Origin of the sequence: Providencia sp. PROV141, from assembly GCF_028481645.1 — a bacterium.
GTDB classification, from domain to species: Bacteria; Pseudomonadota; Gammaproteobacteria; order Enterobacterales; family Enterobacteriaceae; genus Providencia; species Providencia rettgeri.
The window spans coordinates 19,471-36,384 of sequence record NZ_JAMPPR010000026.1; the positions used below are offsets into that span (position 1 = coordinate 19,471).

The 16,914-nt window shown below is 38.6% G+C and carries 12 protein-coding genes; 6 read left to right on the forward strand and 6 right to left on the reverse strand.

Going from position 1 to position 16,914, the window contains the following annotated elements:
* Entirely contained in the window at positions 1-3,684 is a 3,684-nt protein-coding gene (locus PSF09_RS17805) for an AAA family ATPase (RefSeq protein WP_272684265.1), read from the forward strand.
* A gap of 46 nt (positions 3,685-3,730) precedes the next feature.
* On the opposite strand, the gene PSF09_RS17810 is transcribed toward PSF09_RS17805, so the two are convergent.
* Both PSF09_RS17810 and PSF09_RS17815 read right to left on the reverse strand, forming a co-directional pair.
* The gene (locus PSF09_RS17810) at positions 3,731-5,014 is read right to left on the reverse strand and encodes a cystathionine gamma-synthase family protein (RefSeq protein ID WP_272684266.1); all 1,284 of its coding nucleotides are present in this window, start codon (positions 5,012-5,014) and stop codon (positions 3,731-3,733) included.
* Between the two features lie 48 nt (positions 5,015-5,062).
* Positions 5,063-6,097 (reverse strand): isopenicillin N synthase family dioxygenase, encoded by a 1,035-nt coding sequence (locus PSF09_RS17815; RefSeq protein WP_272665608.1) that lies wholly within the window; start codon positions 6,095-6,097, stop codon positions 5,063-5,065.
* 238 nt (positions 6,098-6,335) lie between these two features.
* On the opposite strand from PSF09_RS17815, the gene PSF09_RS17820 reads away from it, so the two are divergent.
* From PSF09_RS17820 to PSF09_RS17830, 3 genes are all read left to right on the forward strand, one after another.
* Positions 6,336-7,196 (forward strand): MetQ/NlpA family ABC transporter substrate-binding protein, encoded by an 861-nt coding sequence (locus PSF09_RS17820; RefSeq protein WP_210840502.1) that lies wholly within the window; start codon positions 6,336-6,338, stop codon positions 7,194-7,196.
* A gap of 352 nt (positions 7,197-7,548) precedes the next feature.
* The gene (locus tag PSF09_RS17825) at positions 7,549-8,148 is read left to right on the forward strand and encodes a nitroreductase family protein (protein WP_210840501.1); all 600 of its coding nucleotides are present in this window, start codon (positions 7,549-7,551) and stop codon (positions 8,146-8,148) included.
* Positions 8,149-8,581: 433 nt separating this feature from the next.
* Positions 8,582-8,881, forward strand: a complete 300-nt coding sequence (locus tag PSF09_RS17830) for a type 1 fimbrial protein (protein ID WP_210840444.1) — start codon at positions 8,582-8,584, stop codon at positions 8,879-8,881.
* A gap of 196 nt (positions 8,882-9,077) precedes the next feature.
* Here PSF09_RS17830 and PSF09_RS17835 read toward each other — a convergent pair whose 3' ends face one another.
* Positions 9,078-11,027 carry a bifunctional 2',3'-cyclic-nucleotide 2'-phosphodiesterase/3'-nucleotidase gene (locus PSF09_RS17835; protein ID WP_210840445.1) on the reverse strand — a complete coding sequence of 650 codons (1,950 nt, stop codon included), beginning with the start codon at positions 11,025-11,027 and terminating at the stop codon, positions 9,078-9,080.
* An 839-nt stretch (positions 11,028-11,866) separates the two neighbouring features.
* Positions 11,867-12,772: a fructokinase gene (gene mak / locus PSF09_RS17840; RefSeq protein ID WP_272665610.1), complete on the reverse strand. Its 906-nt coding sequence runs from the start codon at positions 12,770-12,772 to the stop codon at positions 11,867-11,869.
* A gap of 189 nt (positions 12,773-12,961) precedes the next feature.
* Here mak and rdgC point away from each other — a divergent pair, with 189 nt between their 5' ends.
* Positions 12,962-13,867: a recombination-associated protein RdgC gene (rdgC, locus tag PSF09_RS17845; RefSeq protein WP_004914657.1), complete on the forward strand. Its 906-nt coding sequence runs from the start codon at positions 12,962-12,964 to the stop codon at positions 13,865-13,867.
* A 234-nt stretch (positions 13,868-14,101) separates the two neighbouring features.
* On the forward strand, positions 14,102-14,617 hold the full coding sequence (locus PSF09_RS17850; RefSeq protein ID WP_272665611.1) for a GNAT family N-acetyltransferase: 516 nt from the start codon (positions 14,102-14,104) through the stop codon (positions 14,615-14,617).
* Positions 14,618-14,939: 322 nt separating this feature from the next.
* On the opposite strand, the gene yedF is transcribed toward PSF09_RS17850, so the two are convergent.
* Both yedF and yedE read right to left on the reverse strand, forming a co-directional pair.
* Positions 14,940-15,179 (reverse strand): sulfurtransferase-like selenium metabolism protein YedF, encoded by a 240-nt coding sequence (yedF, locus tag PSF09_RS17855; RefSeq protein ID WP_004914660.1) that lies wholly within the window; start codon positions 15,177-15,179, stop codon positions 14,940-14,942.
* Positions 15,176-16,390 (reverse strand): selenium metabolism membrane protein YedE/FdhT, encoded by a 1,215-nt coding sequence (yedE, locus tag PSF09_RS17860; RefSeq protein WP_109911866.1) that lies wholly within the window; start codon positions 16,388-16,390, stop codon positions 15,176-15,178. The genes yedF and yedE overlap by 4 nt, the downstream gene beginning before the upstream one ends.
* Positions 16,391-16,914 lie beyond the last annotated feature (524 nt).

A 16,914-nucleotide genomic window follows, 5' to 3' on the forward strand; every position in this document is an offset into this window, starting at 1 on the left:
ATGAAAATTTTAAGTTTACGTTTAAAAAATATTAACTCTCTTAGAGGTGAATGGAAAATTGATTTCACTGAAGAGCCATTTGCTAGCAATGGCCTGTTTGCCATTACGGGCGCCACTGGTGCAGGGAAAACGACCTTATTGGATGCGATTTGCCTCGCGCTTTATCACCGAACACCGCGTTTAAAAACCATTTCTAACGCACAAAATGAGCTAATGACCCGCCATACCGGGGAATGCCTCGCGGAAGTAGAGTTTGAGGTCAAAGGTAAAGCTTATCGTGCCTTTTGGAGCCAACGTCGGGCTGGAGGTAAACCTGATGGCAATTTACAACAGCCTAAAGCGGAGCTTGCAACAGTTGCTGATGGTAAAATATTGACCGTAAAAATCACAGAGATAAAAGAATTAGTGGCGCAAATAACAGGGCTTGATTATGAGCGTTTTACTAAATCCATTTTACTCTCCCAAGGGGATTTCGCGGCTTTTTTAAATGCCTCTGAGAAAGAACGCGCTGATTTACTTGAAGAAATTACAGGTACCGAAATTTATAGCCAAATTTCAATTTATGTTTTTAATCAACACAAGCAAGCCAAAATTGACTTAGATTTACTAAAAGCAAAAGCACAAAACATTAATTTACTCACAGAAGCAGAACACCAAGAATTATTGGTTCAGCAAAACCATTTATTTGAGCAAGAAACACAAAGCAAGCAACAGCGTGCTCACCACCAACAAGGGGTTAATTGGTGGCAACAATATCGCCAACTCACCCAACGCATGCAGTCACTTGATGAAGAACTCAAAAAAAACGAACTTGAGTTCCAAGCCGCACAACCTCAATTAAAAAGGTTAGCTGACAGCGCTCCTGCGGAATCCCTTCGTCCATTATGGCAGGAGGTTGAACGACAACAGCTACAGCTCACTGAATACACGAATAAACAACAACATTTGAAGCTTAGCCTGCAAACCCAGCAAGCTGCACGCGCCCCACTGCAAGAAAATTTATTGAAATCACAATTCGAGTATCAACAACACCTTGATTTTGCTAAACAACAACATCAATTGATTGATGAAACAGTCAGGCCTCTTGATAACCAAATTGCACAATTGAAACAGCAACAGTCTGAAATTAAACAGCAAATCGAACAACAACAAATCACTCTTCAGCAAAAGCAACGCTTAGTTAGTGAAACGCAAAGTCAGATCCAAAATGCACACCTTGAGTTAAAAAAACACAATATATTCCTAGAAGAACACCCAAAAGACGCTGAGCTCAGTTCGCAAATAGGCAGTTGGCAACAACAAGGCCATTTTATTTTCGAATTAGCTGACAAACTGGCAAGTTTGCACAAAAAACAACAAATACTTTCAAATGAAGTCGCGCAGTTACAGCGGCAACAGCTGCAGCAAACTGAGAAATTAGCCCAAAAACGCCTCGAATTAGAGCGCAGCACTTCCGCGTTCAAAAAACAAGAAGAAATCTACAAACAAAACCAAGAAAAACATGACATTAACACCATCAATCAACATATTGAACAGCTACAAGCACGTTTACAACATGCTAAGTTATTGCCATTAATATTATCTCAATGCCTTAATGCGCAAACGCAGAAACAGAATCAAATTCAAAAAGATATTGAATTAACACAAGATATCACCACCGCGCAAAAAGCGTTGAGCCTGGCCGTAACACGTATTAATGAATTGACCCCACTCATTAAACTAACCAATGACAAATTACAATTAGAACAAAAAATTGTCAGCCTAGAGCATGAACGCCAACAACTAATAGCAGGTAACCCCTGCCCATTATGCGGTTCAACAGAACACCCAGCAGTTCACGATTATCAATCAATCCATCTCAGTGAAACACAGCAACAACTCATTGAGCTAACAAATAAACTCGACCAATTAAAACAACAACAAACTCAGTTAGAATCACAACTTCACACACAAAAACAACGTCAAAACGAAAATTTACAGCAACAGCAGCAAATCAATGAACAATTCGATGCATTTAACCAACAGTGGCAAAAGACATGTGAGCAAGCACTCACACCTGAGTTAACCCAAAATGAACAAGCCGTTACGTTCTTAATTAATCAATTAACGGATCAGCTAGCGACGCAACAGAAAATAGTTGTGGATATGGCTGTTCTAGAGCGTGAATACCAGCAAACCAAACATCATTTACACGAGCAACAAGCAAGCTTTACCCAGTTGCAATCAGACCTGTTATTAGTCGAAGAACGCTTAAAGAACCAAACACAACAACATGATGAGCTGCAAAAAGAACAGAGCCAATTCCAACAACGCAAACAGAGACAATTAGAGCAGTGGCAATCTACCCTAGCGCCATTTAACTTAAATGTGCCAGATAAAGATACGTTCGATGAATGGGTTCTCGATATTACTCAGCGAAGTGAGCGTTTTAATAACCAAAAAGTGGCAGCACAAGCACTTAGCCAACACATTGAAGTCAATAATGCCACATTAAAAGTTGAGTCAGAGCAACTCAATATACTCACTCAACAAATTGAACAAGAAAGAAATCGCCTTAAACAAATTGAGTTAGGTTTAGAGCAAAAAACAGCACAACGAAAAACACTGCTTTCTGGCTTAGCCATCAGCCAATTTATTCAGCAGTTGAATGACAAACAAACCATACTTTTCCAAACTCAGGAACAATTAAGCAAACAACTCAATGAGGTTGATAAAGCCATTGCATCAATGAATGGAAGTTATCAAGAGCTGATTGACGCCTGTGAAAAAACAAAACTGGCACAAACACAAGCTAATACCCTGTTTACTCAAGCGCTTACGGATAGTCCATTTCATCATCAACAAGCTTTCCTTGATGCGCTAATCAGCCACGAAGAAAAACAGCAATTAGAAGCGCTAAAACAACATATTAACCAAGCTCGCATACAATGTGAAACGCGTTATAAAGAAGGGTTGCAAGCTATTGAGGTACTGAATCAACAGCGTATCACTGATTTTTCAGCACTTAATGAAACGCAATTACAAACAATTGTTACTCAACTTGATGAAGAAATTAAGCAAATAAACCAAAAACAAGGCCAGATAATTAACCAGCTCAGTACAGACAAGCAACTGCGCCATCAACAACAAGATTTACTGCAGGAAATAGAAAAGGGCCAATTAAGTTATGATGATTGGAGCTATCTCAGCTTACTTATTGGTTCTGCTGAAGGAGATAAATTCCGACGTTATGCGCAGGGCTTAACTTTGGATTGTTTGGTTTCTCTAGCCAATCAACAACTTGAAAAACTCCATGGTCGCTATTTATTACAGCGCAGTCACCAAGCAAACCTTGAATTACAAGTTATTGATGGCTGGCAAGCGGATAGCATTCGAGATATTAAAACGCTTTCAGGTGGGGAAAGTTTTTTAGTTAGCTTAGCGTTAGCCTTAGCGCTATCTGATATGGTAAGTCACCGTACACAATTAGAATCGCTCTTTTTAGATGAAGGTTTTGGTACTTTAGATGCAGAAACGTTAGATATTGCCCTTGATGCATTAGAAAGTTTAAATGCATCTGGCAAAACTATTGGCGTGATTAGCCATGTGGAAGCAATGAAAGAACGTATTCCCGTCCAAATTGCAGTGAAAAAAGGCAATGGGCTTGGTTTTAGCGAACTTCCCGCACAATACCGCATCATTTAACTCAATTTAGTGACTATTCAGGGTGGGAAATTCCCCACCCTGATGATTAAATCGCTTCTAATGCTAATTCCAATGCATATTTAAGGTCATTCACATTTTCAATACCTATAGATAGGCGAACTAAATTATCACTAATACCGATTTGTTCTCTGACCTTTTGAGCAACACCTGAGTGGGTTGTCGATGCAGGATGGCTGGCGAGCGACTCAGTTCCCCCTAAACTAACCGCTAATTTAAAGATAGCTAAGTTGTCTAGAAAACGAAATGCATCCGCTTCATTATCCCCTACATTGATAGAGAAAGTTGAGCCTGCTCCTGTACACTGTTTTTGATAAACCTGGTGCTCAACACTCGCTTTAGGAAAAAAGGCAGGAAAATGCACTTTACTGACTTTAGGGTGCTGATGGAGATACTCCGCTAATATTTTTGCACTCTCATTTGCCCTTTCCATACGTAATTGTAATGTTTCTAACGACCGCCCCAACATCCAGCTAGAATGCGGGTCAAGCTGTGTACCGATGGCATTACGTTGGGCTTTTACTTTCTTGACTAGCTCCTGACTTCCAACCACCGCACCTGCGACTAAGTCTGAATGTCCTCCCACATATTTAGTTAGTGAGTACACACTTAAATCTGCACCGAGAGCGAGTGGCTTTTGAAATACAGGCCCTAGCAACGTATTGTCACAAATGACTAACGGAGTTTGCCCATTTTGCTTCGTAGCTATCTGCTTAGCCACTTGGCTAATTAATTCAATATCAACAAGTGTATTCAATGGGTTAGACGGCGTTTCAATATAGATAGCCGCAATTTTTTGCTCTTTACCGACTCGACTAGCAACTTCTAAGATGGACTCCTGCTCGTACCCATTTTGAAAAGGAACCGAAGTTATTCCGAAACGAGCCAATGTATTCAAAAATAAAGTTTCTGTTCCACCATAGAGAGGCTGAGAATGGAGTAGAACATCACCTGGTTGCAATACTGCCATTAAGCAAGTCGTAATAGCCGACATACCGGAAGAAAATAGTGCTGCGCTTTGTGCACCTTCATATAGAGCTAATCTGTCTTCAACAATTTCACTATTTGGATGGTTAAAACGTGAATACACCAATCCTTGTTTCTGGTTTTCGCTCGTTTGTGTGCGCCCACTAACTAAATTAAAAAAATCTTTCCCTTCCTGAGCGGTTTTAAATACAAATGTAGATGTCAGAAAAACAGGCGGTTTAATTGATCCTTCTGAAAGCTTAGGGTCATACCCATAACTCATCATTAACGTTTCTGGGGATAATTCTTTACCTTGTAAGTCCTTTTTATAGCTTTGTTCTGACATTTTTAGCTCCAATACGGTTTATCATCATATCTCTAACGACTTAATTGCTCAGATAATATTATTATTACTTATTATTTGCTCATATTCCTTAGGGTAAAAGCGACGAGTTACTGTCAAATGGGAACGCAAACGCCCTTTAATGACATTTTTCCCGAGATTAGTAAATAATGGATTTAATGGATCGCTATCAGGCCCTAACGCTTGTTGTGCTAAATAATGGGGTAAATTTAATAATGGGACTTCTTCTGCAAAAATATTTGGTGTAATAAAATAAGCAATGGAATAGCGAGAATGACTATTTTTACGCCTAACAACTTGGTGAACATTCGCACGTAAATAGCCATTAGTGGCTAATTCAAATACTTCTCCAATATTTACCACAAATGCATTTTCCAAAGGTTCAACATCTATCCAACCAGCATCTGTTTCAACTTGTAGCCCCCCACTATTATCCTGCCATAATAAGGTTAAAATTCCCGCATCTTTGTGCGCTCCAACCCCTTGCTCTCCTTCATTATTATCTTCCCTTGCCGGATAATGAATAAGTTTTAATAAATGTTGAGCGGGGTCGGCAATAATTTCATCAAAGCTATTTGATGGTAATTCTAATGCAACTAAAAATGCTTTAATTAATTTTATTGCAATGGCTCGCATTTCACGTTGCCACGCAAGTGCTTGGGGTTTAAGTTCAGGTAAGGATTGTGGCCATTGATTTGGCCCATGTAAATTAAACCAAATAGGATCATCTTGATTAAGTTGTAATGCCGGTAACTCTTCGCCAATATCAATCTGTTCGCGGTAATCTGGCTGGCTACGAGTACTCTCTTCTGTGGATGCCGTATACCCTCGAAAATGTTTTGAGTATTCCATCGAGATACTTTCTTTTTCGCTTTGAGGTAAGGCAAAAAATTGCTTAGTTGTAGCTAATAATTGCTCTCGGGTACCAGCAGAAATATTGTGCCCAACGAGATAAAAAAAACCAATTTCCCTGGCAATAAACCGTAATTTTTTATAGAAATCCTCCCTTGTTTCAGGGTTTTCAAGTTCATGTAAATCAATAATAGGTAATTGTGTTATAGACATATTAATCGACCTTCTAAAATATTTATTTAAATGATGAATAAAATTCACGATATATTTATCACTCGATTAAATACCACATCTGATATTACTAAAAATAATTTAAAACTATATCGATATAACTTTTTGAATATTTTAACCTTATATAACTAAAAAGAAAAAATGTGGAAAAAATATTATTTATAAAGCTTTATTTTTATTTGGTTAGATACTGATAACAAAACCAATTAGAGATCATCAAATGAAAAAACTACCTGCAGTGTTATTATCTTTGTCGTTATCGGCCGTAGTGGCATGTTCCCAAGAAGAAAGCACTAACGAAATAACAGAGTCACAAAAAGCAACATCACAAAAAATTATTATTGGCAGCCACGGTAGTGATGCGGATATATGGCAATTTATTGCTCAATCTTCGGAAGCTAAAAAAGCCAATCTCGATATTGATGTCAAAATTATTGATGATGGAATAACTCTTAATGTCGCCACTATTGACGGAGATGTTGATGTGAATGCATTTCAATCTTGGGGCTTTTTAAAAGATTTTAATAAAAGTCATAATAACCAATTAACCGCAATTTCAACCACCTATTTTGAACCAATGGGTATATATTCGGTAAAGCATAAAAAATTGGCTGATTTACCTCAGCAATCTATCGTTGCCATTCCTAACGATGCAGCCAATCATATACGTGCACTTAAATTACTTGAAAAGTCAGGGTTAATTGCATTAAAACCTGATTTCAACCAAGCCACAGGGTCTACTAATGATATTGTCTCGAACCCTAAGAACTTAGTTTTTAGGCAAATAAAATATGCTCATGGCCCAAGGGCATTACCGGATGTTGATATCGCAGTCATCGGTAATACAGCTGCACAAGAAGGCGGGTTAAACGTTTTAACTGACTCGCTATTTAGGGAAGAAAATGATGAGACTATTATTAATAATATCAATTTATTAGTCGTTAAAACAGATAACAAGGATAACCCCAAATTTGCCAAATTAGCAGAACTGTACCACACTGAAGCGGTAAGAAAGTACATCATTGATAATTTTGGCGGAACTAAAATAGAAATAACCAAAAATATTAGTGAACTCAATTAAGTAAAACTAGTTATCATTCTTGCCTAGCAGGATTACGCCCCTAGCTAGGCACTTTCATTTCCCATATTTTCCCCCTTTTTTATACTCAATTATTTTCTATGCATGTTATTCATTCGTGCTTATCCATGCTCATTTTCACCATAAAACACCACCGGAAATAAAAACAATCCATTGATTTTAAACAAATTAAAACCACGTCTTGACTTGATTCAAAAATTTGAACCTTATCGTTAAATTTTTTTTCTATGATTTTTTATTCCCCACGTTATAGTAATAACCATTGAAACACACTACGGCTTCTAAGATTTATTCAATAACATGCCGTGCGCTAATGAAAAGCTAGGAGACTAAAATGTCTAACGCATTTATCGAAATGATTAAAAATCGTCGTACCATTTATAACCTCGGCGATGCTTTACCTGTATCAGAAGAACACGTCACGAAATTAGTTAAAGAAGCAGTTAAACATTCACCATCATCATTTAACTCACAAACATCTCGCGTGGTGATTTTATTTGGTGCTGAACATAAAAAACTATGGAATATGACCAAAGAAGCACTGCGTAAAATTGTTCCTGAGCAAGCCTTCGCTGCAACAGAACAAAAAATTGATAGCTTTGCTGCAGGTGCTGGTTCTATTCTGTTTTTTGAAGACCAAGACATCGTAAAAGGCTTACAAGAGCAATTTCCTTTATATGCGGATAATTTCCCAATTTGGTCTGAACAAGCCAGCGGTATCGCTCAATTCGCAGTTTGGACTGCATTATCACAAGAAAATATTGGTGCATCTTTACAGCACTACAATCCACTGATTGATAATGACGTACAAACTGCATGGAAAGTTCCTGCTAATTGGGTATTACGCGCTCAAATGGTATTTGGTTCTATTAATTCACCTGCTGGTGATAAAGACTTTATGGACGATGATGTTCGTTTCAAGGTTTTCAAATAAGCTGAAATAATACTAAAACTTTAAATAATCCTCTCGTAATATACTTACGGGGGGATTTTATTTATATCATATTATTAAAGTGAACCACTTAATGTCATCACTTATGATTCTCATCATTTAAAATAATAGCTTATTCCAAATTAATCCGTGTTATCAATAAAACATAATTACTAAAAGTACTGTATCAAAATAAATAGAAATATTTACAATTGCACTGTTATTATTACACTTTCATTACCACTTGATTATTAATTGATCAGAAGAAATTAAACAAATAGATAAATTGATACTTATCAATGAATTAATCAATCCTCCCACTAAACTCTAAGTATATTTTCATTTTTAGTTTTGCATTATGGATATTTGAACTACACTAAAAGTGAGAGCACAAAAACACGCTTCATCGTGTAACATGTTATTAAGGGGGTGGACTATGAAAGGTTTATCTTTACTAACATCTATTGTTGCTATAATCATTTCAAGCTGTTCTTTCACCTATGCAAGTAATAATTCATCAGGAGGTACAATTTCATTTACAGGTTATATCTATGAGCCACAATGTTCAGTCAACGTTGAACATAAAGAGCAAGTTAATGTTAAATGTTACCGGAAAGGTAAAGACATCTCGATAACCCGTTCCTTAAAAGAGGGCCAAAAGATAGAATCTGAATATGTAAAAGTAGAATATGACAAAAACTCTAAATTACCTATGTTGAATGTTTTTTATGAATAGTAATATGATGTCTACATTAATTATAACCGCTCGGGGTATTAAACTTTAAAAGTGATGTTAATATTCCGAGCGCTATTTCCCCTTAACATCTGCTTAATTCGCATCATCCCCCACTAATAACCACATCTCAAACCTATAAGTTAGCAACTAAAAAGCCCACCCGTAGGCAGGCTTGAACGATACAAATACGTTAAGATTACTTCTCAGTTAAGTCTATTTGATAAATAGCGAAACCAATATCATCAGTACCGATTTGTTTCATCGGATACTGTGCATTTTCTTTGATAAAGTTTGCAGCCTTTTCACTTGGTGCTGTTTCAAAGCGAACATCCAGTTTTTTGTCTGTTTTAATTGGTGTGAATGACCAATTATTAGCCGCTTTAGTCGCAATTTGTCCTTTCTCTTTAGACTCTTTAGCAATATAAGCCGCTAAAATAGAACGGTTTTCATCCGGAGATGCAAATGCAACATTATTATCACCTGTTCCCGCAAATTTACCGCCGTAGCCACGGTAGTTATTCGTTGCCACTAAGAAGGTGGCTTTTGGATCAATCGGCTTACCTTGGTAGGTGACATTTTTGATTCGGTTAGCATCTTTATTGACGGTTTGGCAATCAACATCGTATTTCGCTGGTTGAGTCAAGTCGATTTGATAATTTACACCACTAATGGTATCAAAGTTATAAGTTCTGAAACCATTCCAATTCAATAAGCTTTGTGGTGCTGTTGATTGTGGATTGATTTGATTGAACATTCCCGCTGAACATTCTAACCATTCGACGACATCCGCACCGGTCGCTTTAACCACAACCAACGTATTTGGATATAAATATAGGTCAGCAGCATTACGGAAGGTTAAATCACCTTTTTCGACTTCAATGAATTCAGTCGGTGAATTTTTACGACCACCTGCTTTAAATGGTGCTGCGGCTGCAAGAACCGGTAAATCAGCCAGATCTGGGTCACCTTGAATAAAGTTTTTGGTGTAATCAATTTGGGCATCATTCACGATTTGTACAGTTGGATCGCTTTGAACCAATGCTAAGTAGCTGTACATGTTTTCTGATGCTTTACCGATATGTTTCCCGACAAATTTACGAGTATCTTGGTGTTCTTGTTCAATAATTTTTGCGAGGTCGCCATCGCGCTCAACCAAAGCTTTCTTATTTGGTTTGTCATAGACAGGGCGTGCATGAGCGGTTGCATCAACCACTTTCCAAGCACCATCATCATTATTGACCACTAAATCAACAACACCTAAATGATCACCCCACTGTCCTGGCATGACAGCGGGTACGCCATTCACAGTTCCTTTTGCCACATCAACGCCTTTGATATCACTGAAATCTTTGCTTGGGAACACACCGTGTGAGTGGCCAAACATAATGGCGTCAATACCCGGAACTTCACTAAGGTAATAAACTGAGTTTTCAGCCATTGCTTTATATGGCTCTTGAGAGAAACCAGAGTGAGGGATCGCAACAACTAAATCTGCTCCCTCTTTTTTCATTTGAGGTACAAATTTTTTCGCGGTTTCAGTAATGTCATTAACTAATACTTTGCCTTCTAAATTTGGTTTATCCCAAATGAGAATTTGCGGTGGAACAAAACCAATATAACCAATCTTGATGGTGTGTGTTTTGCCGTCTCTATCTTTAACTGGTGTATCGACAATAATATATGGGTTAAAGTAGTTTTTACCTGTTTTCGCGTCGATAATATTGGCATTAATGTATGGGAATTTTGCGCCATCAATCGCTTTGTGTAAGAACTCTAATCCAAAGTTAAACTCATGGTTACCGAAGTTACCTACGGTGTAACCCATAGTATTTAAAAGTTTATGTGCTGGGTGAGATTCACCGTCTTTTAAACCTTCACCTACTATATAATCTGCTAATGGGCTACCTTGGATTAAATCTCCGTTGTCCACTAATACTGAGTTTGTTGCTTCTTGTTTAGCGGCTTTAATTAATGTCGCGGTACGTACGTAACCAAATTGCTCTGTCGGCTTGTCTCTATAGTAATCAAAGTCAACGAGGTTGCTGTGAACATCCGATGTTTCCATTACGCGTAAATCAACCGTCGCCGCGTTCACATTAAATGCGACTAACATAGCAAGTGTTGAAAGTTTTAATACTTTATTCATGTAATCCCCTTAGTTGCCATTTTTGAGAGAAAATTGCCTCTCAAATTTGAGTACCTACCCTGTAAAATTGAACAAATAAACAACAAAAATAGCGTTAAAATTTTACACTATGTGCATGACGTCAATTTTTAATGATAATACACTGCAAACAGTAACCATTTTTTGTGACTAAATCACGGTTTTCATCTTTTTATTGGGCTTGATTTTTATATAGCTCACAAAAATGAATTAATGATGACAAATTCACCTTAATTAACTTACGTTATTCCATTAAGGAGTTGTGAATATTTTTCGAAGGAAAAAAAGAACTGTGATTTATATCACTTAGTATTAAAGGATATTATTTAACTTAAATTCCTGTGCTTTATTTCACCAATAAAATGCCTCTATTTTTCTTATCCATTTTTATTTTATAAATATACTCATCAAATTATTTTCAATTAATCTAAATTTAATTTAAGAATTAAAAGATGATTATTTAATCATTAGTTTTCTAAAGAGATTTCATTAGATTAGAAATCAAGTATTTTTTCTAAATAATTCGAGTTGTGGCAAGGCGGCAAGATGAGGTCATCTCTAGGAGCATATATAAGTATGTGACTAAAGTGACTGAATGAAGCCAACACAGCCACAGCTTGAAGTATGACGAAAAAATAGGAGCATACACAAGTATGTGACCCGAGTAGCCGAGCACAGCCAACAACGCTACAACCATCATTAACACGATATTTTCTAACTAATTTGCGCTGTAGCTAGGCGGCAAGAGAGGTTATCTCGGGGAGCATACACAAGTATGTGACCCGAGTAGCCGAGCACAGCCAACAACGCTACAGCGTAAATTAGGACGAAAATAGCCAAGCGGCTCCGCGAACCCCACTCGAATCCCCATGCACCGCTTTACGAATTGGCGTATCACACTCCCTACCAAATACCCATTGGCGGATCCTTGCTGGCAACGCTTCATATAAGTAATCTACATTGCTCATTCCGCCCCCTAGCACTATCACGTCTGGGTCTAACATATTAATGGCTTGTCCGAGGGCTTTTGCGAGGCGATTGAGGTAATTTTCCAGTGCAATGGTGGCATGTTTATCACCTGATTGTGCTAATTCGACAATTTCCATCCCCGTTTTCTGGCTTCCTGACATTTTCGCGTAATCCGCCATAAATCCTGTACCTGAGACAAACAATTCCGTACAACCTGTCAGCCCGCAATAGCAGTTTTCTGTTACTAAAAATTGCCTATCTTGCTCATCTTGCCATGGTAGAGGGTTATGACCCCATTCCCCTGCAACCCCATTCCCCCCTGAGTGCACTTGCCCATTTATTGCAATTCCTGCACCACATCCAGTTCCGATAATTACGGCAAACACGACTTTCTCGCCAGCCCCTGCACCATCAACTGCCTCAGAGACGGCTAGGCAATTAGCGTCATTTGCCATTTTTACTTCACGATTTAATAAATGACTTAAATCGGCATCGAATGGTTTGCCATTAAGCCATGTGGAATTGGCGTTTTTAACTTTTCCAGTCACTGGAGACAAGGTTCCAGGGATCCCTATGCCAACACTGCCTGACAACCCTGTTGCCGTTTCTGCATCCGTCACTAAATTCACTATCGCTTTAAGTGTCGCATCATAATCACCACGGGGTGTTGGAATACGCTTACGAAACAAAGTATTACCACTGTCATTCAATGCAATAACTTCGATTTTGGTTCCACCAAGGTCAATACCTATTCTCATTATGATGCTCTCTACTATTCAGGGGTTCTATGGTTATCATGGCTTGATTTGAGGAGTATTATCAATAGTTAGCTAATGAAATGATAGCAGCCCTCAACAACAACGTATTTTTTTTCGCTTAATAACAGACAATTCGCTATCATAGCCCCCTGCTCTAACTGGCTATTTATCAACAAAGGTAGGTTTTTCATGTGGTTCAAGAATATATTGGTCTATCGCCTAAATCGGGATTTGGCACTCTCCGCAGATGATTTAGAGAAACAGCTTGCCGCCCTCGCCTATCATCCTTGTGGTAGCCAAGACATGATGCAAACTGGCTGGGTTTCCCCTATGAATGGTGGTGATGCCTTGACGCATGCTGCGGGTAATCAAATTCTTATTTGTGCTAAAAAAGAAGAAAAAATGCTGCCATCTCCTGTAATAAAGCAAGAACTACAGGATAAAATTGAAAAACTAGAAGCTGAACAAGGGCGTAAGTTAAAAAAAACCGAAAAAGACTCCTTAAAAGATGAAGTCGTCCATGCTTTACTCCCTCGCGCATTTAGTAAATTCAGTAAAACCTACATTTGGATTGATACTGTAAATCAATTAATTATTGTTGATGCCGCAAGTGCAAAACGCGCTGAAGACAATTTAGCCTTACTCCGCAAAAGCTTAGGTTCTTTACCTGTCGTTCCTCTGACTTTTAAAGACCCTATAGAGCTAACACTTACTGAGTGGATCCGCTCAGGCTCATTACCACAAGGCTTTGCTGTCATGGATGAAGCAGAGCTAAAAGCTATCTTAGAAGAAGGTGGTATTATCCGCTGTAAGAAGCAAGACCTAATTTCTGATGAAATCGCAAACCACATTGAAGCAGGCAAGCTCGTTACCAAACTGGCCTTAGATTGGGAAGAGCGTATCCAGTTCATGTTATCTGACGATGGTTCCCTGAAACGCCTTAAATTTAGTGATACATTAAAAGATCAAAATGATGACATCGCCAAAGAAGACTACGCTCAAAAATTTGATGCTGATTACGTCTTAATGACCGGTGAACTCAGTGCGTTAATCGCTCGCTTGATTGATGTCTTAGGTGGTGAAGCCGAACACTAAATTTGTTTCCATATCCTCTATTGCTCTCACAATGGCAACTCACACTTAAGTAAGTTGCCATCACTTTTTAGATCCCGCTTACATAGCCACAATTAAGTCATTGACTGGTTGTGAAATCTCTGGTTGATTGATTTATATCCATATCGCAAATTTCTGATATTTAATTATGTTTAACAATAATAAAAATAACCCATCACTGATGATTATGGTCAATATTCTGTCGAAGGAAATGTTATGAAAGAGCTCATCGAACCTGAATTGGATGAAAATTCACTGGTTACCCTACAAAAAGTCACTGCAGAAAATTTTTCTGAAATTTGCTTACTAAGTCATACACTTAGTGAAGCACAGCGTAATATGGTAGCAGATAACGCCTATTCCATAGTGGAAGCACAATTTTCTGATTGCGCATGGTATCGAGGCATTTACGCTGATGATGTCCCTGTTGGTTTTATCATGCTGCATTCAGGGCTAGATGACGATGAGTTAGAATATGACGGCATTATGCTTTGGCGCTTTATGATTGCAGAACCCTACCAAAAACTGGGGTTTGGCCGAGAAGCCTTAGTTCAAGTCATCCAGTATTTAAAAAGAAAAGGTTATCCACGCCTTTATAATAGCTGTGGTGAAGGGGAAGAAAGCCCATTTGAGTTCTACAAAAAGCTTGGTTTTGTTCCAACAGGCGCTTATATGGATGATGAATGTGAGCTGGTTTTAGATATTACTAATTGGCAAGAACAAGAAGAGTAACCGAACTACTACCTATACTAACCGTGTTCAATTTCCCGATTTACCGACCGCTTTAATATATGTAGGGTATCACCAAGATACCCTACATTATTTGGGGTGTAGCTAGGCGACAATTGAATAAGCTCTGGGTATCGTGTGACTAGAGCTTGTGAGAGCAGTCAACAACGCTACAGCACGAAGCATGACCAATACCAATACGCTAAATAGTTTGTGCTGTCGCAAGGCGGCAAATGCGTTAGACCCTAGGAGCATACACAAGTATGTGACTAGGGCTAACGCATGAAGCCAACACCTCGACAGTGCAAAATATGACGCGTATCTGTTATTTTTGGATAAGATAACGAATAGTCGGCCCATCTTGCTGAATATCCAACACAGTATAACCATAGTTTTTCGCATCCAGAGGAATATTATTGATCGACTGCGGGCAATCACTTACTACCTCTAATATTTCGCCTTTTTTCAGCGATGGCATTGCTTCTAATGTTGCCACCGCTGGGTATGGACAAGGTTCCCCGACCATATCTAACCGGTAATCAGGGATAATGTCTTTCTTACTCATACTACCTCCACGGATACATTAGATGCTTTTTGAGAACGTTTACGAAAAAAATGTTTTTCCCAGACCAACATCAGTACAAATGCGACCGCTAATAACCCATAAGTGACTAGTAATCCACCTTCTGGACCAAAAGTTTCGAGTAGATTAACTTTGTCAAAATCAGTCGCTAGCCAAGGGCCTAAGTCATCCCAGTAGTAAGCCAGTACTGTAGCACCAATAATATTACCAAAGCCTACCCACCAATAATGAACCTGGCCTTCTACGGCACGGTACATCCAGCCCGTTTCACAGCCACCAGCGAGTACAATACCGAAGCCAAACAGCAATCCACCAATAACAGCATTCGGCCCAGCCCATAAAATTTTTGGCGTTGCACCTAACTGCACATAGCTGAAAATACCAATCGCACTGACCGCCATACCAATAATGATAGCTTTCGCCATATGAGTACGTCCGGTGATCCACAGGTCACGAAATGCAGAGGTAAAACAAATTTGTGCTCTTTCAATCAGTAGCCCGAAACCAATACCACATAAAATGGCAAACCCCATCACTGGGGAGTCTAATAAGGTATAAAAGCCCCAAGCCAGTGCTAAAGTGAAAATCACCATTCCCAGTTTAAAGCGCCTTTTCGCCACATTATGATTTTGTGTTAACGGCGATGCGGTACTGACTTTTTTCAGTTTCACAGGAATGCGAAACATTGGCATTAGTGTGAATTTCGCACCAAAGTATGACCCTGCCGCAGTAGCAACAGCAAAATACCATGCGTGTAATGAAAATTGAGGGATACCAGTAAAGAATGCAGCTAAATTACATCCCATCGCCAAACGAGCACCAAATCCAGCGATAATACCGCCTAAAATAGCTTGAAAAATACGTATCCGATGCTGAGGCATTCGTAATTTAATGTTATTGGCCCATAATGCAGCGGCAAAACACCCGGCAAACATACCAATGATCATTACGCCATCAATGCGATCCAGTGGTGTGCCTTCAAAGCCAATAACTTTGAAATAGCCCCATGTCTCTGGCTCAGCACCAAACAACTGCATGATGTGCCCGCCCCAACGCGTAAACTCACCCGTGACAGCCCAGAATGTGCCCGTCAAGCCAAAGTAATAGGTTGATAAGATACCTGCTGCAATAACTGCAGGTAATGGTTTCCAAAAACCGATGAGATAGCGAGATTTAAAATCAGACCAAGTCATTGTTACTTCCAATTCATTCACGCCAGACCTTGGCAGAGAAATTCGCCGTTGTATAATTATCGTTATAAGTATTTATATCGACCCCCACAGCGAAGTGGCAACATCATACTCCGAAAAATTTTTTCGTGAAGTTATTTCATCATAAAACGAGAGACAGATTGATCTTGAGCACACTCAGATTTGAAGAAATAGACTGAAATAAAAAAAAAGCGCTATCTTAATGATAACGCTGGAAGTGTAGTCTTATTTTATCTATAGAAGAGTATAATATGAAATTGCCGTATTACGGCGACGCTTGCTATGCGTAGTCTGTAGTCAGCCCATTTGACTCCAGTAATAACACTTATCTCACGGTATAAATACGTTCACTTAGCTGACCTACCTGTTAAGTAATTATATCTATTTTTAATGCAAAGGCCTAAACGTTCACTAACTTTATATTATTCCCAAATTAGCATTGGCCTTATTGATTCCCTAGCATAAGTAAATTATAAAAATAGATAACGCAGTATAATAAAGTATTT